This is a genomic window from Burkholderia sp. MR1-5-21, assembly GCF_053427715.1.
In genome coordinates, this window is the sequence record NZ_JBSAXD010000014.1 from 163,313 (window position 1) to 180,412 (window position 17,100).

The window sequence follows — 17,100 nt, forward strand, 5'->3', positions numbered from 1 at the left end:
CGCGGTGCTCAAGACCCTGGCCGTTCGGCGGATACGCACCGCGCCGCCCCTTTGCTATCCTTGGTGCTTCCGTTCGCCCGGCCCGGCCGGTGCGACGCTTCGACGCCTGCTTCATGCTCCATCTCTTCTATTCGAACCGTCACGAAACGCTCGCCGATGCGCTGCTCGACGATCTGTCGGCCTTTCCCGCCCGCAATGCGCCGTGGGCGCCGCAACAGATCATCGTGCCGAGCGCGGCGCTGCGTCGCCGGCTCGAGCTCGACATCGCCGAGCGCCACGGTGTGTGCGCGAACGTCGAGTTCACGTATCTCGCGCAATGGCTGTGGGCGCAGATCGGCCGTGTGCTGACGGTGCCTACGCGGTCGCCGTTCGCGCCGGACCGCCTCGTATGGCGCTGCTACCGGCTGCTGTCGGACGCCGCCGGCGGTGCGCCATGGCTCGCGTCGCCGCGGCTCGCCGCGTACCTGTCCGCGTCCGACGACGCGATGCGCTACGAGCTTGCGCAGCGCGTCGCGACGGTCCTCGATCATTACCTGACCTATCGTCCGGAATGGCTGGCCGCGTGGCAGGCGGGCGAATCGGTTCTCGCGGGCGACGGCGCGCTGCGCGGGATCGGCGACGCGGCGCGCGACGACGAGCGCTGGCAGGCCGCGCTGTGGCGCGCGCTGCTCGCGGAGCTGAGCGACAGCGGCACGCCGCCCGCGCACCGCTTCCTCGGCGAAGCGCGTCATCTCGATCTCGACACGGTCGCGCGCGCGAACTGGCCGGAATCGGTCAGCGTGTTCGCGCTGCCGACGATGCCGCCGCTGCACGTCGCGCTGCTGCGCGAACTGTCGCGCTGGATCGACGTGCGCATCTACGCGCTCAACCCGTGCCGCGAATTCTGGTTCGACATCGTGACCGCCGCGCACGCCGAGGCGCTCGACGCGGCGGGGCGGCTCGACTACCAGGAAGTCGGCCACCCGCTGCTCGCCGAATGGGGCCGCCAGACGCAGGCACAGCTCCACATGCTGCACGAGCTGACCGAAAGCGCTGCATCGGGCGACGCGTCGTACTACGTCGCCAATCCCGCGCCGACCTGGCTCGCGCGAATCCAGAACGCGATCCTCGACCTGCAGCCCGAAGCGGATCTCGGCGAGCCGCCCGCGGAGCATGGGATCGAGGTGCACATCTGTCACAGCCTCGCGCGCCAGCTCGAGGTGCTGCACGACCGCCTGCTCGCGTGGTTCGATGCCGACGACAGCCTGCGGCCGTCCGACGTGCTGGTCGCGGTGGCCGACCTCGCGGCGGCGGGGCCGCTGATCGACGCAGTGTTCGGCACGGCCGGTGCCGGCGGCGCACGCGTACCTTACCGGATCACGGGCCTGCCGCCGTCGCAGGCGAACCCCGTCGCGCGCGTGCTGCTCGACTGGCTCGCGCTGCCCGAGCGCCAGGTCGGCGCGCCGGCGCTGATCGAATGGCTGCGCGTCGATGCGGTGGCCGCGCGCTACGGGATCGACGCGGCTGCGCTCGAAACGGTGCAGACCTGGCTCGCGGCCGCCGGCGCGCGCCGCGGGCTCGCGCCCGAAACGAGCGACGACGCGGCGGTGCCGTCGCCGCGCCACACGTTCTCGGATGCGCTCGCGCGCCTCTTTCTCGGCTACGCGATGCCCGACGGCGCGGCGCCGGTCGGCGCATGGCTGCCGATCGATGCGGCCACCGGCAGCGAGGCCGAGCTGCTCGGCCGTCTCGCGCGCTTCACCGACGATCTCGACGGCTTCGCGCGGCGCCTCGCGGAGCCGCACGCACCGCACGCGTGGAGCGAACTGTTCGCCGACACGCTCGCGCGCTTCTTCGATTCGGGCGCCGCGCATGCCGATGCGCTCGCGGGCGTGCGCGACGCGCTCGATGCGATGCTGGCCGCAATGACGGAGGGGGCGCCCGAGCAGGCGCTGCCGGCCGCCGTCGTGCGCGCGGGGCTTGCCGCCGCGCTCGACGATCCGGCCCGCGGCGGGGTGCCGTGGGGCGGCGTGACGTTCTCGTCGCTGACGAGTCTGCGCGGACTGCCGTACCGGATCGTGTGCCTGCTCGGCATGGACGATGGCGTGCTGCCGAGCCTCGCACGCCCGGACGAGTTCGACCTGATGGCCGTGCTGCCGAAGCTCGGCGACCGGCAACGGCGCGACGACGAGCGCAACCTGTTCCTCGACCTGCTGCTCGGCGCGCGCGACCGGCTGCTGATCGCGTATACGGGGCGCAGCATCCGCGACAACGCGCCGTTGCCGCCGGCCGCGCTCGTCGACGAGCTGCTCGACCATCTCGCGCTCGTCGCGGCCGGGCCCGATGCGGCGCCGGCCGACGTCGACGCCGCGCGCCGCTCGTTCATCGTCGAGCATCCGCTGCAGCCGTTTGCCGCCGCGTATTTCCGGCCCGGCGGGCCGCTCTTTTCGTATGACGCGGAACGGGCGTCGCTCGCGTCGCTGCTGGCTGCCGACCTGTCGCAAGGCGGCGCGCGCGAGGCCGCGTTCTTCGCGCAGCCGTTGCCGGCCGAACCCGCCGAGCCGGTCGCGTTCGCCGACTTCGAGCGCTTCTGGCGCCACCCGGCGCGCGCGCTGCTGCGCGAACGCCTCGGCATCGTGCTCGCGGACGCGCAGGCGGAACTGCTCGACACCGAGCCGTTCGCGCTCGATTACGCGGGCAGCGACGCGCTCGCCGAACGCGTGCTGCCGCTCTTGATCGAATCGGGCGAAGCGGCCGCGCACGATCGTGCGCTGCGTATCGCGGACGCGAGCCCGGAACTGCCGGGCGGCGCGACGGGCGCGGTCTGGCGCGACCAGGCGCTCGGTTCGCTGACGCAACTGGCGGCGAACGTGCGGCAGGTGCTTGCCGACGGCGCCGAGCGCCGGCCGTTTTCGATCGAAGTCGTGCCGGTCTGGCCCGACACGGAGCAAGCGCTGTTCGGCGCCGACGACGCAGTGCTGTCGCGCGACGCGGCGAGCGCGCCGCTTGCGCTGCACGGCACGCTGAACCGGCTCACGGCCGCGGGCCAGGTGATTTACCGCTATGCGCGGCCGAGCGCGCGGGACTATCTGTCCGCGTGGCTCGCGCATCTCGTCTATTGCGCGGTCGTGCCGGACGGGCCGCGCCGCACGCTGTGGTTCGGCAGCGGCGGCGCGTTCGAGCTGACGCCCGTCGCGGCGCCGCTCGCGCGCCTCGCGCCGCTTGCCGCGCTGTTTCGCGCGGGCCGGCGCATGCCGCTGCGCTTCTTCCCGCGCAGCGCGTGGGCGTGGGTGACCGACAGCGAGGCGAAGGCGGCGAGCGTCTGGATCAACGACCGGGTCGTCGGCGAATCCGACGATCCCGCACTCGCGATTGCGTGGCGCGGTGCGAACCCGTCGCTCGACGAACCGTTCGGCACGCTCGCACGCCTCGTGTTCGAGCCGCTCGTCGAACACCTGAAGGAGGCGTCATGAGCGGCGCATCGCAATCGCTCGACGCGCTCGAGCTCGACGTGTTCGCGTGTCCGCTCGACGGCGTCAACCAGATCGAGGCGTCGGCGGGCACCGGCAAGACGTGGAACATCTGCGCGCTGTATGTGCGCCTGCTGCTCGAGAAGGATCTCGGCGCGGACCAGATTCTCGTCGTGACCTTCACGAAGGCGGCGACCGCGGAGCTGCACGAGCGGATCCGCGGCCGCCTCGCGCAGCTCGCGCATGCGCTCGACACGGGCGACGACGGCGGCGATCCGTTCATCACGCGCCTCGTCGACACCACGCTCGGCAACGACGGCGTGCTCGATCCGGAGACGGCCGCGAAGCGGATCCGGCGCGCGCTGCGCGCGTTCGACCAGGCCGCGATCCATACGATCCACGCGTTCTGCCAGCGCGCGTTGCAGGAGGCGCCGTTCGCGGCCGCGATGCCGTTCGCGTTCGAGATGGAAGCCGACGATGCGTCGTTGCGCTTCGAGCTCGCGGCGGATTTCTGGCGCACGCGCGTCGAGCCGATGGCGGCGCGCTGGCCGGGCTTCGCCGCGTGGCTCGTGGAATCCGGCGCGGGGCCCGCCGCGCTCGACGCGCAGCTTGCGCGCCGGCTGAAGAAGCCGCTCGCGGCGCTGCGCTGGGACGGCGTCACAGAGCCTGACGAATCGGCGGAAGCGGCGGCGGCCGAATGCTTCGCGGAGGCGGCCCGCATGTGGTCCGCCGAGCGCGACGCGATCGACGCGTTGCTGCGTGCCGCGCAGCCTGCGCTCAACCAGCGCTCGCACAAGGCGGATGCCGTTGCCGACGCGCTGGTCGCGTGGACGACGCATTTCGCGCAATCGGACGCGTCTGCCGCGCTGCCGAAAGCCGCGCTGAAGCTCACGCGCACAGCGCTCGTCAAGGCGACGAAGAAGGGCGGCGCGACGCCCGAGCATCCGTTCTTCGACGTCGCCGACGCGCTCGACGCGGCGGTCGCCGCAGCCGAGGCCGTGCAGCGCGCGCGCTGGCTCGCGCTCATCGCGTCATGGCTCGAGGACGCGCCGCGCGAGCTGGCCGAACGCAAGCGCACGCGGCGCGTGGTGTCGTTCGACGATCTGCTCGCGAACCTGTACGACGCATTGCACGCGCACCCGTGGCTGGCGGACACGCTGCGCGCGCGCTACCCGGCCGCGCTGATCGACGAGTTCCAGGACACCGATCCGCTGCAGTTCGCGATCTTCGACCGGATCTTCGCGCCCGGCGGGCCGCTGTTCCTCGTCGGCGATCCGAAGCAGGCGATCTACAGCTTCCGCGCGGCCGATCTGCACACGTATCTGGCGGCGCGCGCGCGGGCGAGCGCGTGCTATACGCTCGCGGTCAACCAGCGTTCGACGCCGGCGATCGTCGACGCCTGCAACCGCTTCTTCCTGTCGAACCCGCGCGCGTTCGTGCTCGACGGGCTCGACTATTACCCGGTGCGCGCGGGCACGCGCGTGCGCGCGCCGCTTGCCGACGAGACCGATGCCGGCCAGCCGGGCGACTTCCGGATCTGGACGCTGCCGGGCGGCGACGACGTGTTGAGCAAGCGCGATGCGCAATCGCAGGCCGCGCACGCGTGCGCGGCCGAGATCGCGCGATTGATGCGCGGCGCCCGCGACGGGCGCGCCCGGCTCGGCGACACGCCGCTGTCGCCGGGCGATATCGCGGTGCTCGTGCAGACGCACCGCCAGGGCAGTCTCGTGAAGCGCGTGCTGGCGATGTGGGGCATCGGCAGCGTCGAGCTCGCGCAGGCATCGGTGTTCTCGACCGGCGACGCCGAACAGCTCGAACGCGTGCTCGCGGCGATCGACGCGCCGGGCGACCTGCGGCGCCTGCGTGCGGCGCTCGCGTCCGACTGGTTCGGCCTCGACGCCGGCGCATTGTGGCGGATGGAGCAGGGCGACGGCGACGCGCGCGGCGCGCTTGCCGATGCTGCTGCCGACGGCGCCGATGCGATGAGCTGGGTCGAGCGTTTTTCGCGGTATCGACTGCTGTGGCGCGAACGCGGGTTCGCGGTGATGTGGCGCACGTTCGCGCGCGAGTTGCGGATCGCCGAGCGGTTGATGGCGGGCGCCGACGGTGAGCGCCGCGTGACGGACGTCAATCATCTCGCCGAGCTGACGCAGGCACGCGCATCGGCGCAGCCGGGCATCGCACCGACGCTGCGCTGGCTCGCCGCGCAGCGGCTCGACGGCGGCGGCGAGGAGGCGCAACTGCGCCTCGAATCGGATCGCAACCTCGTCCAGATCGTCACCGTGCACAAGTCGAAGGGCCTCGAATACGCGATCGTGTTCTGCCCGTTCCTGAACGACGGCGGGCTGCGCGAGCCGCCCGCGTCCGGCTTGCCCGATGCGCGCGAGTATCACGACGACGCGGGCGACGCGGTGCTGCACTACGGTTGCGACGACGAGGCTGCCGAGCATGCGGCGCGGCAGGTGATGCGCGAGCAGGCGGCGGAGCGCGCGCGGCTTGTATATGTCGCGCTCACGCGTGCGGTCTATCGGTGCTATCTCGTCGCGGGGCCGTACCAGTCGTCCCGCTCGACGCGCGAATCGCGGCGCAGCGTGCTCAACTGGCTCGTGGCCGGCGCCGGCCATGCATTCGACGCGTGGCTCGACGAGCCGCCCGACGATGCCGCGCTCGACGATGCATGGCGCGCGCTCGCGGACGGCCCGGTGAGCGTCGGGCCGTTGCCGGTGCCGACGCACCGCGAGCGGCTTGCCGCCGGGCATGACGCGACGCAGGCACTGGCGGCGCGTCATGCGTCGCGCGTGCTGCGCGATGCGTGGCGGATGGCGAGCTTCAGCTCGCTGACCGCGTCGATGGCGCGCGAGGAGGTCGGCGTCGCGGCCGTGCCGGACGAAGAGCTGCGGCCCGACCACGATGCGCTCGCCGCGTTCGCGCCCGACGGCGATCCGGGCGCCGAGTGGCCGGCTGCGGTGCCGCCCGACGACGACATCCTCGTGTTTCCGCGCGGCGCGGCGGCCGGCGAGTGCCTGCACCGCCTGTTCGAGCTGAGCGATTTCACCGAACCGTCGTCGTGGCATGCGGCGGCGCTCGGCGCCCTGCACGATCGGCCGGTCGAGGCCGAGCCCGAACTCGGCGAGCGGCTGCCGGCGATGATGGCGCGGCTCGTCGACGACGTCGTGCGCACGGAGCTCGTGCCCGGCTTGCGGCTTGCCGATCTCGATCCGGCGAAGCGGCTCGACGAAATGGGCTTCCTGTTCCCGGCGCCGTCGCTGGACCTCGCCGCGCTGCGCCGGCTGCTGGTCGCGCACGGCTATCCGGACGTCGCACTGGAGGCGGGCGTGCTCGCCGGTTTCATCAAGGGTTTCATCGACATGATCGTCGAGCATGACGGCCGGTTCTGGATCGTCGACTGGAAATCGAACCATCTCGGCAATACGCCGGATGCCTATGGCCCGCGCGCGCTCGACGCGGCGATGGCCGATCACGCGTATCACCTGCAGGCGCTGCTGTATACGGTCGCGCTGCATCGCTACCTGCGCGGCCGGCTGCGCGATTACGACTACGATACGCACATCGCGGGCTATCTATACCTGTTCATACGCGGCGTGCGGCCGGCGTGGCGCAGCGACGGCGCGCCGGCCGGGGTGCATGCGCGGCGGCCCGCGCGCGAACTCGTCGACGCGCTCGACCGGATGATGGAAGGAGCTCGCGCATGAGTACGCGTGACGATACGCTCGAATTTACCGGCGGCCTCGTCGCACGCCTGCCCGAACCGGCCGATTTCGGGATCGCGCTCGCGGAAGGGTTCGCGCGCCGGATCGGCGAACTCGCGCGCCGCGCGGGCGCGCCGGCCGCGGCCGCCCGCTGGGCTGCGCGGGCCGCGTTCGCGTCGAGCCGGGCGACCGCGGGCGGGCATGTCTGCGTGGCGCTCGCCGCGCTCGCGCAGCGATATGAAGAACCGCTCGCCGACGTGCGCGCGGCGCTCGCCGCGAGCGGCGTCGTCGCGTTCGGCGCGCTCGAACGCGGTGACGAGCGGCCGCTGATCGTCGACCGGCACGGCCACCTCTATCTCGCGCGCTATTTCGACTACGAACGGCGGCTCGCCGATGCGCTGGTCGCGCAGGCGGGCGAGGCCGTTGCCGACGACGCGCTGGCGCCCGACGCGCTGCGCGAACGCCTTGCCCGTTACTTCGGGCCGGCGACGGGCGAGCTGGACTGGCAGCGCGTCGCGGCGATCGTCGCGCTGACGGGCCGCGTGACGATCGTCAGCGGCGGCCCCGGCACCGGCAAGACGACGACGGTCGTCGGCGTGCTCGCGTGTCTGCTCGACGCGCATCCGGGCCTGCGCATCGCGCTCGCCGCCCCAACCGGCAAGGCCGCGCAGCGGATGCAGGAAGCGCTGCACGCGCGGGCGGGCGACCTGCCGCCCGAACTCGCCGCGCGCCTGCCGGACACGTCGTATACGCTGCATCGGCTGCTGGGCGGCGGCGGGGCGTCGGGCTTCCGCCATCATCGCGACAACCCGCTGCCTTATGACCTGATCGTCGTCGACGAAGCATCGATGATCGACGTCGCGCTCGCCGCGCACCTGCTCGATGCGCTCGCGCCGGGCGCGCGGCTCGTGTTGCTCGGCGACAAGGACCAGCTTGCCGCAGTCGAGGCCGGCGCCGTGTTCGCCGAACTGAGCGCGCGGCCGTCGTTCAGCGCCACCGCGCGCGCGCGCATCGCACAGGCGCTCGGCATCGACGAAGCGGCGTTCGCCGCGGCGCTGCCGGTGCCGGACCGTGCCGACGCCGCAGCGGCATCGTTTGCAGCGGCAGTTTCGCGGAAGCCGGCTGCGCCCGCGCGTGTGGATGACCGTCAGGCGTCGCTGTTCGACTTGCTGATCGACGACGACGCATCCACGGAGGCGGCCTTCGCAGGCGAAGCCGCGCGCGAGGAGGGCGACGGGGGCGACGCGCCTGCGTGGATCGAAGCCGACGAACTCGCGTGGCTCGATGCGGCCGCAGTTGCGCCGCTCGCTGCCGACGATGCGCAGCGTGCCGCCGCGGCGATTGCGCCGGCGGTCGATGCAACCGAGGCAACCGACGCGGCCGCGACCGCCGGCGCATCGGCGCCGGCGCCGCTTGCCGATTGCGTGGTGTGGCTCGAGCGCAATTACCGCTTCGGGCTCGATTCGCCGATCGGACGCCTGTCGCTGGCGATTCGCCGCGGCGACGTGCAGAACGCGCTCGACGCGTTGCCGGCGAGCGACACGGCCGCCGCGTCGTTCCACGAGGACACGGGCGACACGCTCGCAGCGCCGACGGTCGAACGTCTCGCGCGGCGATTCTCCGCTTATCTCGATGCGTTGCGCGATGCGCTTGCCGCGACCGAGCCGGATCCGCTGCCGCTGTTCGACGCGCTCAACCGTTTCCGGATCCTGTGCGCGACCCGCGGCGGGGCGCGCGGCGCCGAGCACGTGAACGCGCTCGTCGCGTCGCACGTGCGCCGCGCTGCGCGCGTGCCGCTGGCGGTCGGCGCGCACTGGTTCACCGGGCGGCCGATCATGGTGACGCGCAACGATTACGCGCTCGGGCTCTTCAACGGCGACATCGGCATCGCGTTGCCCGATGCGCATGGCGTGCTGCGCGTGTGGTTCAGGCGTGCGGACGGCACGGCGCGCGCGGTGTCGCCGGCAGCGTTGCCGCCGCACGAAACCGCGTTCGCGCTGACCGTCCACAAATCGCAAGGCTCCGAATTCGACGAGGCTGCGCTCGTGCTGCCGGCGACGTTCGGCCGCGTGCTGACGCGCGAGCTGGTGTATACGGCCGTGACGCGTGCGCGCACGCGCGTGCAGGTGATCGGCGCACGGCGCGTGCTCGCGCAGGCCGTCGCGACACGCACGCAGCGCGATTCGGGCCTGTCCGCGCGAATCGACGAGGCGCTTGCGCGGCGCCGCGCGGAGGTGCCGCGATGATGGTTCGCTATACGCTCGATCCGGCTGAAATCGAATGGACCGCGGTGCGCGCGCAGGGCGCGGGCGGGCAGAACGTCAACAAGGTGTCGAGCGCGATTCACCTGCGTTTCGACATCCGTGCGTCGTCGCTGCCCGAACTGCTCAAGGAGCGGCTGCTCGCGCTGTCCGACCAGCGCATCACGCGCGAGGGCATCGTCGTGATCAAGTCGCAGGAACATCGCACCCAGGAGAAGAATCTCGATGCCGCACTGGCGCGGCTCGACGCGTTGATCCGCAGCGTCGCCGTCACGCCGCGCGCACGCGTCGCGACGCGGCCGACCCGTGCATCGAAGGAGCGGCGGCTGGAGCACAAGGCGCGCCGCAGCGTGGTGAAATCCGGGCGCGGGAAGATCGTCGACTGACGCCGTCGCGTCCAACGCGTTCGCGCCGGACGCCGTGCGCGTATCAGCGCATGACCGTTCCCGCGCTGTCGAGCACGAAGTCGACGCAGAACACGACGAGCCGGTCGTTCGCGCGGGTGGCGACGGCGGCCGTGTAGCAGTCGCGGCCTTCCGTCAGCGAGAAGTGCGGCCCCATCAGCGCGACGCGGCCGGGTGCGGCGATCGCGCGCTGGAAATACGGGCGGCGCGACCAGTTGCTGTGCGTTTCCGGAAAGAGCGGCGCGAGGCGCGTGGGGACTGCGTTGTTGTTGTGGGTCGGTGCGCCGATCGACGGCAGGAACTGTTCGCCGATCTCGTCCGTGACGAACACGCGGCGTGCGGACGGTACGACGAGCACGCGCTGCGCGGCGTCCTGCAGGTTGCCGCTCGCCGCGAACGCGGCCGCGCCAGTGAGCACCAGCCGTTCGATTGCGTCGAAGCCCGGTTGCGCGCCATTCGCTGGTGCGGGATGGCGCGCGATGAAGCGCGCCCACGCGGCGTCGAGCATCGCAGGCACCGACGCGCTTGCGCGCGCGATCGACGGATCGGGCTGCCCGAACTGGAAACCCTGCACGAAATCGATGTCCGCTTCCATCAGCGCCTGCAGCGCGTCGTCGCTCTCGACGCCTTCGGCGAGGACCATCGCGCCGGCCTGATGCAGCATCGACACGAGGTGATGGATGATGCGGCGATCGTCGGCGGCCCACGTCGCGCGTTCGACGAGCGAACGATCGAGCTTCACGATGTCGGGCTTCGCACGCCACACGCGGTCGAAATTCGAGAACCCGGTGCCGAAATCGTCGATCGCGATCAGGAAGTCGCGATGCTGGATCATGTCGATCGTGCGGGCGAGCTCGGCTTCGTCGCGCGATGGCTGCTCGACGACTTCGAGCACGATCCGGTTCGGCGGCAGCGCGAAATGATGGCACAGCGACTCGACGAATTCGCGTTGCACGAGACCCGAATCGAGCACCCGCGGCGTCACGTTCAGGAACAGCCAGCCGTCGCCGATCCCTTGTGCGACGAAATTGGCCGTGTGCAGGCAACGGGCGAGCCGGTCGAGCAGGAGCGCTTCCTCTTCACCGCGCGTGCGATCGAACAGCGCACCGGGCGAGATTGCCTGACCGTTCGCGTCGATCACGCGCAGCAGCGCCTCGTAGCCGACGACGCGCTTGTGCGTGATCGACAGCACGGGCTGGAATACGCTGCGCAGCGCCGCGCCGCGAAAGTCGGCGAGCCAGCCGGCCGGCGTGGGCGTCAGGCGTTCGAGCAGGGATTCGAGCGAAAGGTCGAGAGTCTGCGACATGTCAGCAGCGCTCGCAGACGGACGGCAACGCGGCGTCGCGGTGCGTCGCAGCGGCGGCCGCACGCGCAGGCAGGCGCGGAAAAACGTGGCCCATCTTGACCGCCTCCTGCGGATATTTGTTTCGAGTGTAGCGAGATCCCGGTGGATCGCGTATCAGGGTAACTCCACACTCGCTCCGCGTACAGCCTGAACCAGGCGCCGGGCGTGCATCGACGTCAACGTGGATCGACATCGCGCAGACGCAAAAACGCGCCCAATCGGGCGCGTCCGGTTCACGAACAGGCGGGCGGCACGCGAAGCCGGCGTCCGCCGACGCCGTCAGGCTGCTTTGCCGCCGCGCGGCCGCATGCCCGGAATCCGCTTGATCACGCCCGTCGCGAGCGCAGTGCCGACGAGCACGATCGCGCAGCCTTCGATCATCACGGCCGACACGTGCTCGCTCAGGAACAGCGCGCCCCACAACAGGCCGAACACCGGAATCACGAACGTCACGGTGATCGCGCGCGCGGGTCCGATGTGGGCGATCAGGTAGAAGAAGATGAAATACGCGATCCCCGTGCACGCGATGCCCAGCGCGAGCACCGAGCCCCAGGCGTGCGCGCTGATCGGCGCCGCAGGCCACGTCGCGATCGCGAACGGCAGCAGCAGCACGGTCGAGCCGATCATGCTGCCGGTCGCGTTGACGAGCGGGTCGACGCCGGTCAGCTTGCGCTTCGTGTAGTTGGCTGCGATCCCGTACAGCAGCGTCGCGCCGAGCGCCGCGGCGGCGGCGAGCGCGGTCGCGCCGGCGCCCGTGCCGCCGGGCGCGCTCGCGATCTGGTCCCAGACAAGCGTCAGCACGCCCGCGAAGCCGATCACGAGACCGAGCGCACGCGGCAGCGACAGCTTGTCCTTCAGCCACAGGTACGCGACGAGCGCGCCCCACAGCGGCGTCGTCGCGTTGATCACCGACGTCACGCCGGCCGACAGCGTCAGCTCGGCGAACGCGAACAGGCAGAACGGCGCCCCGGAATTGAGCACGCCGACGACGAACAGCGGCCACGCATGACGGCGCAGTTGCGTGCCGAGATCGGCAGGTTTGAAACGGGTGAGCGCGAGACCGGTCAGGAACAGCGCGCCGATGCCGACGCGCAGCGCCATCAGCGGCGCAACGCCGAACTCGGCGACGCCGATGCGGATGAACAGGAACGACGCACCCCACAGGGCAGCGAGCACGGTCAGCAGGGAAGCGTTTTTCGGTGACATCGATCGTGGGCCGGAGGGCCGGGGAGGGGATGCGCTGAATCTTACACTGCGTTAACCGGCCGACGTTTCACGATCGGATGAAACGGCAAGAAACGGTAAGAAGCGGTAAGAAGCGGCAGAACCGCTTGCTGCCGGCGATGTCGGGGGCCATCGGCGACGGCTGGTCTGGCTGGGCGACGTTGCGACGGTGACAGCGATCAGTGATGATGCCAGCCGCCGCCGTGGCCGCCGAAACCGAAATTGAGCGACACAGACGGGCCCCACCAGCCGCCCCAGGCCGGCGCATAGTAGGCGGGTGCCGGATAGGTCGGATAGGCCGGATAGTAATAGGGGGCTGGCGCCACGTATGCCGGCGCCGCCGGAACGGGCGCGGCGGCGTAATAGTCGGACGGATAGTAGCCGTACGGGTAATAGCAGCCGGCAAGCGTCGCGCATGCGAGGGCCGCCGCGACGAGTGTTCTGTTCATGATGTCTCCCCGGCAAGGTGGGCGGTGAGCCGATTCTTAAGCTTACGCCGCGCTGTCGTGACACGATGTGCAAAACGGTAACGGATCATTTCGGGTACCGCTACGGGTACCGCATCCGGATTCCCGAAACGACATGCCGCGAGCGGCATGGCCCGCGGCGCGTCGCAAGCCCCCCGGCGAGCACGCAAAAACGGCGCTCTCCGCATGCGGAAAACGCCGTCTGTCAGAGTCAGGCTGCGCCCCGCACGGGGGCGGCCGGCTTATTTGCCGACCTGGTTGCCGATGATGCCGCCGACGGCTGCGCCGCCGATGGTCGACAGCGCATTGCCGCCGATCGCCGCGCCGGCGACGCCGCCGACGCCCGCGCCGATCGCCGTGTTGCGTTGGCGCGCAGTCATCGAATCGCACGCCGACAGGCTGGCCAGCGTCGCGACGAGCAGCGTGCACATCCCGATACGTCGGATCGTGTTCATGATCTTGTCCTTGATGTTGTGAACGGAGGACGCACGACCGATCGGTGGCCGCGCATGAACCCAATCTACGCGCCACCCCTCGCGGCTGCTGTAAGGACTTGTTAGAGCGTTCGTGCTTTCGTAATCATTTGTTTCCCGTGCGCTCGCGGGCACGCGGCAGGCAGAAAAAAAGCCCGCTCGAAAGCGGGCTTCGTGCATCGCGGAGCGATCCGGCGCTTATTGCCGGTGATGCTTACTGGCGGTGATAGATCTCGGCGCCGGTCTTCACGAACTCGACGGCCTTGACCTCCATGCCCTTCTTCAGCGCCTCGGTTTCGGACACGCCTTGCTGCGCCGCAAACTCGCGCACGTCCTGCGTGATCTTCATCGAGCAGAAGTGCGGGCCGCACATCGAGCAGAAGTGCGCGACCTTCGCCGAATCCTTCGGCAGCGTCTCGTCGTGGAATTCGCGCGCCTTGTCCGGATCGAGGCCGAGGTTGAACTGGTCTTCCCAGCGGAACTCGAAGCGCGCCTTCGACAGCGCGTTGTCGCGCACCTGCGCGCCCGGGTGGCCCTTCGCGAGGTCGGCTGCGTGCGCGGCGAGCTTGTACGTGATGATGCCTTCCTTCACGTCGTCCTTGTTCGGCAGGCCGAGGTGCTCCTTCGGCGTCACGTAGCACAGCATCGCGGTGCCGAACCAGCCGATCATCGCGGCGCCGATGCCCGACGTGATGTGGTCGTAGCCCGGTGCGATGTCGGTCGTCAGCGGCCCGAGCGTGTAGAACGGCGCTTCCTTGCACCAGTCGAGCTGCAGATCCATGTTTTCCTTGATCAGCTGCATCGGCACGTGGCCCGGGCCTTCGATCATCACCTGCACGTCGTGCTTCCACGCGATCTGGGTGAGCTCGCCGAGCGTCTTCAGCTCGCCGAGCTGCGCTTCGTCGTTCGCGTCGTAGATCGAGCCGGGGCGCAGGCCGTCGCCGAGCGAGAAGCTCACGTCGTACGCCTTCATGATCTCGCAGATCTCTTCGAAGTGTTCGTACAGGAAGCTTTCCTTGTGATGCGCGAGGCACCACTTCGCCATGATCGAGCCGCCGCGCGACACGATGCCCGTCATCCGGTTCGCGGTGAGCGGCACGTACTGCAGGCGCACGCCCGCATGGATCGTGAAGTAGTCGACGCCTTGCTCGGCCTGTTCGATCAGCGTGTCGCGGAAGATTTCCCAGGTCAGGTCCTCGGCCTTGCCGTTGACCTTCTCGAGCGCCTGGTAAATCGGCACCGTGCCGATCGGCACCGGGCTGTTGCGGATGATCCACTCGCGCGTTTCATGGATGTGCTTGCCGGTCGACAGGTCCATCACCGTGTCGCCGCCCCAGCGGATCGCCCACGTCATCTTGTCGACTTCCTCGCCGATCGACGACGTGACGGCGGAGTTGCCGATGTTCGCGTTGATCTTCACGAGGAAGTTGCGGCCGATGATCATCGGCTCCGATTCCGGGTGGTTGATGTTGGCGGGGATGATCGCGCGGCCGCACGCCACTTCCGAGCGCACGAATTCCGGCGTGATCTCGGTCAGCGCGTTCGGGCCGAACGCGGCGGCGCCGAATGCCTGGCCCGCGTGCTGGCGGCCCATCATCGCGGCGAGCTTCGCGCCGTTCGGGCCGCTCGCCTTCAGGCTCTCGAGGTACTCGGCGCGGCGCTGGTTCTCGCGGATCGCGATGTATTCCATCTCCGGCGTGATGATGCCCTGGCGCGCATAGTGCATCTGCGTGACGTTCTTGCCTGCCTGCGCGCGGCGCGGGTGGCGGTGCAGGCCCGGGAAGCGCAGGTCGGCCGTGGCCGGGTCGGCCGCGCGCTCGCGGCCGTAGTCGCTCGTGAGGCCCGACAGCGTCTCGGTGTCGCCGCGCGCTTCGATCCAGCGCTGGCGCAGGGCCGGCAGGCCCGCACGGATGTCGATCTTCGCGTCCGGGTCGGTGTACGGGCCCGACGTGTCGTACACGTAGATCGGCGGATTCTTTTCGCCACCGAAGCCGGTCGGCGTGTCGGACTGCGTGATCTCGCGCATCGGCACGCGGATGTCGGGCTGCGAGCCCGTCACGTAGATCTTGCGCGAATTCGGCAGCGGCGCGACGGCCGCGGCGTCGACGTGGGCGTCGGCGGACAGAAACTTCGGATTGGCGTTCATGCAATCTCCTGTATCGGCCCGAGTCGGTGCGTGGCGATGACTCGGGTCCCATGGCGAATGTGGGGCTCGAGCTAAGCAGGAGACGAGGTTCGTGAGGCGGCGGGTTTCGTCAGAAGGATGGCGGCGAAGCCCGTACGCTTCCCTGCGCTGGCATTACCCAGATCAGGTTCAAAGGGTATTTCTCACCCGCAATGCCGGTTTATTGACCGAACGCATTGCAGGACCCCCGCGTTAGCAAGCGCACACAATACACCGGCTTTGCGGCGGTTTCAACCGGGGGCAGATCAGGCGTGTGCCTCGGCGTGCGCGTGCGATGGCGACGTGCGTGCGGGCGGGTTGGCCGGGAGAACGTCGGGCGGGTGTTTCAGGCGGAAACGGCGGGGAAAACCCGGAGGCGTCGAGGCTTGCCCGGGAACGCAGCGGCGAGCGGCCGAGCCGGTCGCGATCATCCGCCGCGAAAACTAAAATGTTTTGTGACGGGGCTGTCATTTCACGTGGCCTCGTCCGACTATTCGACTCCTCAAACCCACCCTGAAGGAGTGATGTCATGAAGAAGAACGTATTGATCGCCGCCTGTCTCGCCGGTTTCGCCTTTGCAGCCACGGGCGCCTACGCACAGAACGATGCGATGTCGAAGGATCAGTCGTCGATGTCGAAGGACCAAGCGCCGATGTCGAAGGACGCGATGGGCCACGACGAGATGGCCAAGGACAGCGGGATGAAGAAAGGTGCCATGGCGAAGCACGACACGAAGAAGAAAGGCGCGATGTCGCACGATTCGATGGGCAAGCCGATGAACGACGACAAGTCGAACAAGATGTCGTACTGAACGCATCGTCCGCGCGCGTGCCGGGAGCGACCGGCCGCCGGCGCATCCGCCGCCGGCCGGGTACCGGTGCCGCACGCCGCGCGCTTCCCGGACGTCGTGCAGGCGGTCGGCCTGCCGTCGTGCGGTTAGCCGACACAATCGAGGAGGTGCGTGATGCCCGCCGTTCCTGTTCCCGAGCACGCGGCCGCCAGGCCGCCCGTGCAAACGATCCATCCGCTGTGGGTGCGCGTGAGCCACTGGCTCAACGCGCTCGCGGCGATCGTGATGGTGCTGTCCGGCTGGCGCATCTACGATGCGTCGCCGATCTATCCGCCGTTCATGTTCCCGCACGGCATCACGCTGGGCGGCTGGCTCGGCGGCGCGCTGCAATGGCATTTCGCGGGGATGTGGCTGCTCGCGGGCAACGGCCTTTTCTACCTGACGATGGCGATCGCGACCGGACGCATCACGCGCAAATTCCTTCCGGTCACGCCGCTGGCGGTGCTGCGCGACTTGGCAGCGGCGCTGCGCGGCAAGCTCGCGCACGATGACCTGAGCGTCTACAACGCGGTGCAGCGCGCCGCGTACCTGACGGCGATCGCTGATCTCGTCGTGCTCGTGCTGTCCGGTCTCGTGATCTGGAAATCGGTGCAGTTTCCGCTGCTGCGCACGCTGCTCGGCGGTTACGACAACGCGCGCGTCGTGCATTTCTGGGCGATGTCGGTGCTCGTCGCGTTCTTCGTCGTGCATGTCGCGATGGCGTTGCTGGTGCCGCGCTCGCTGCTCGCGATGCTGCGCGGGCGCTAGAGGAGA

General features: G+C 69.9%; 11 protein-coding genes and 1 riboswitch. Of the genes, 6 read left to right on the forward strand and 5 right to left on the reverse strand.

Annotated features, from left to right (window positions below; translation table 11 throughout):
* Positions 1 to 113 precede the first annotated feature (113 nt).
* Genes recC through arfB form a run of 4 tightly spaced genes read left to right on the forward strand, consistent with a single transcriptional unit; the run spans position 114 to position 9,806 of the window.
* Positions 114 to 3,452 (forward strand): exodeoxyribonuclease V subunit gamma, encoded by a 3,339-nt coding sequence (recC, locus tag ACV229_RS20480; protein WP_448084917.1) that lies wholly within the window; start codon positions 114 to 116, stop codon positions 3,450 to 3,452.
* Positions 3,449 to 7,162 carry an exodeoxyribonuclease V subunit beta gene (gene recB / locus ACV229_RS20485; protein ID WP_448084918.1) on the forward strand — a complete coding sequence of 1,238 codons (3,714 nt, stop codon included), beginning with the start codon at positions 3,449 to 3,451 and terminating at the stop codon, positions 7,160 to 7,162. Before recC ends, recB begins: the two co-directional genes overlap by 4 nt.
* Positions 7,159 to 9,405: an AAA family ATPase gene (locus ACV229_RS20490; protein ID WP_448084919.1), complete on the forward strand. Its 2,247-nt coding sequence runs from the start codon at positions 7,159 to 7,161 to the stop codon at positions 9,403 to 9,405. Before recB ends, ACV229_RS20490 begins: the two co-directional genes overlap by 4 nt.
* Positions 9,402 to 9,806: an alternative ribosome rescue aminoacyl-tRNA hydrolase ArfB gene (gene arfB / locus ACV229_RS20495; protein ID WP_448084920.1), complete on the forward strand. Its 405-nt coding sequence runs from the start codon at positions 9,402 to 9,404 to the stop codon at positions 9,804 to 9,806. Before ACV229_RS20490 ends, arfB begins: the two co-directional genes overlap by 4 nt.
* Before the next feature lie 43 nt (positions 9,807 to 9,849).
* Here arfB and ACV229_RS20500 read toward each other — a convergent pair whose 3' ends face one another.
* The 5 genes from ACV229_RS20500 to thiC all read right to left on the reverse strand — a co-directional run bounded on the left by ACV229_RS20500 (position 9,850) and on the right by thiC (position 15,479).
* The gene (locus ACV229_RS20500) at positions 9,850 to 11,130 is read right to left on the reverse strand and encodes an EAL domain-containing protein (protein ID WP_448084921.1); all 1,281 of its coding nucleotides are present in this window, start codon (positions 11,128 to 11,130) and stop codon (positions 9,850 to 9,852) included.
* Between the two features lie 318 nt (positions 11,131 to 11,448).
* The gene (locus ACV229_RS20505; protein ID WP_448084922.1) at positions 11,449 to 12,375 is read right to left on the reverse strand and encodes a DMT family transporter; all 927 of its coding nucleotides are present in this window, start codon (positions 12,373 to 12,375) and stop codon (positions 11,449 to 11,451) included.
* A 197-nt stretch (positions 12,376 to 12,572) separates the two neighbouring features.
* Positions 12,573 to 12,842: a hypothetical protein gene (locus ACV229_RS20510; RefSeq protein ID WP_448084923.1), complete on the reverse strand. Its 270-nt coding sequence runs from the start codon at positions 12,840 to 12,842 to the stop codon at positions 12,573 to 12,575.
* Positions 12,843 to 13,102: 260 nt separating this feature from the next.
* Entirely contained in the window at positions 13,103 to 13,315 is a 213-nt protein-coding gene (locus tag ACV229_RS20515; protein WP_448084924.1) for a glycine zipper 2TM domain-containing protein, read from the reverse strand.
* A gap of 232 nt (positions 13,316 to 13,547) precedes the next feature.
* Positions 13,548 to 15,479 (reverse strand): phosphomethylpyrimidine synthase ThiC, encoded by a 1,932-nt coding sequence (gene thiC / locus ACV229_RS20520; RefSeq protein ID WP_448084925.1) that lies wholly within the window; start codon positions 15,477 to 15,479, stop codon positions 13,548 to 13,550.
* A gap of 121 nt (positions 15,480 to 15,600) precedes the next feature.
* A riboswitch (TPP riboswitch) is annotated at positions 15,601 to 15,717 on the reverse strand.
* A gap of 309 nt (positions 15,718 to 16,026) precedes the next feature.
* Between thiC and ACV229_RS20525 the strand changes: the two genes are divergently transcribed.
* Both ACV229_RS20525 and ACV229_RS20530 read left to right on the forward strand, forming a co-directional pair.
* A complete protein-coding gene (locus ACV229_RS20525; RefSeq protein ID WP_448084926.1) occupies positions 16,027 to 16,308 on the forward strand; it encodes a pentapeptide MXKDX repeat protein in 282 nt (93 codons plus the stop codon).
* Between the two features lie 153 nt (positions 16,309 to 16,461).
* Positions 16,462 to 17,094 (forward strand): cytochrome b/b6 domain-containing protein, encoded by a 633-nt coding sequence (locus ACV229_RS20530; protein ID WP_448084927.1) that lies wholly within the window; start codon positions 16,462 to 16,464, stop codon positions 17,092 to 17,094.
* The last annotated feature ends 6 nt before the right edge of the window (positions 17,095 to 17,100 follow it).

What these genes read in the sequence shown, in the direction of transcription:
- ACV229_RS20515 (WP_448084924.1), bottom strand. Translation starts at nt 13,315, where the DNA reads ATGAACACGATCCGACGTATCGGGATGTGCACGCTGCTCGTCGCGACG.
- recB (WP_448084918.1), top strand. Translation starts at nt 3,449, where the DNA reads ATGAGCGGCGCATCGCAATCGCTCGACGCGCTCGAGCTCGACGTGTTC.
- thiC (WP_448084925.1), bottom strand. Translation starts at nt 15,479, where the DNA reads ATGAACGCCAATCCGAAGTTTCTGTCCGCCGACGCCCACGTCGACGCC.
- ACV229_RS20505 (WP_448084922.1), bottom strand. Translation starts at nt 12,375, where the DNA reads ATGTCACCGAAAAACGCTTCCCTGCTGACCGTGCTCGCTGCCCTGTGG.
- ACV229_RS20525 (WP_448084926.1), top strand. Translation starts at nt 16,027, where the DNA reads ATGAAGAAGAACGTATTGATCGCCGCCTGTCTCGCCGGTTTCGCCTTT.
- ACV229_RS20530 (WP_448084927.1), top strand. Translation starts at nt 16,462, where the DNA reads ATGCCCGCCGTTCCTGTTCCCGAGCACGCGGCCGCCAGGCCGCCCGTG.
- ACV229_RS20500 (WP_448084921.1), bottom strand. Translation starts at nt 11,130, where the DNA reads ATGTCGCAGACTCTCGACCTTTCGCTCGAATCCCTGCTCGAACGCCTG.
- recC (WP_448084917.1), top strand. Translation starts at nt 114, where the DNA reads ATGCTCCATCTCTTCTATTCGAACCGTCACGAAACGCTCGCCGATGCG.
- ACV229_RS20510 (WP_448084923.1), bottom strand. Translation starts at nt 12,842, where the DNA reads ATGAACAGAACACTCGTCGCGGCGGCCCTCGCATGCGCGACGCTTGCC.
- ACV229_RS20490 (WP_448084919.1), top strand. Translation starts at nt 7,159, where the DNA reads ATGAGTACGCGTGACGATACGCTCGAATTTACCGGCGGCCTCGTCGCA.
- arfB (WP_448084920.1), top strand. Translation starts at nt 9,402, where the DNA reads ATGATGGTTCGCTATACGCTCGATCCGGCTGAAATCGAATGGACCGCG.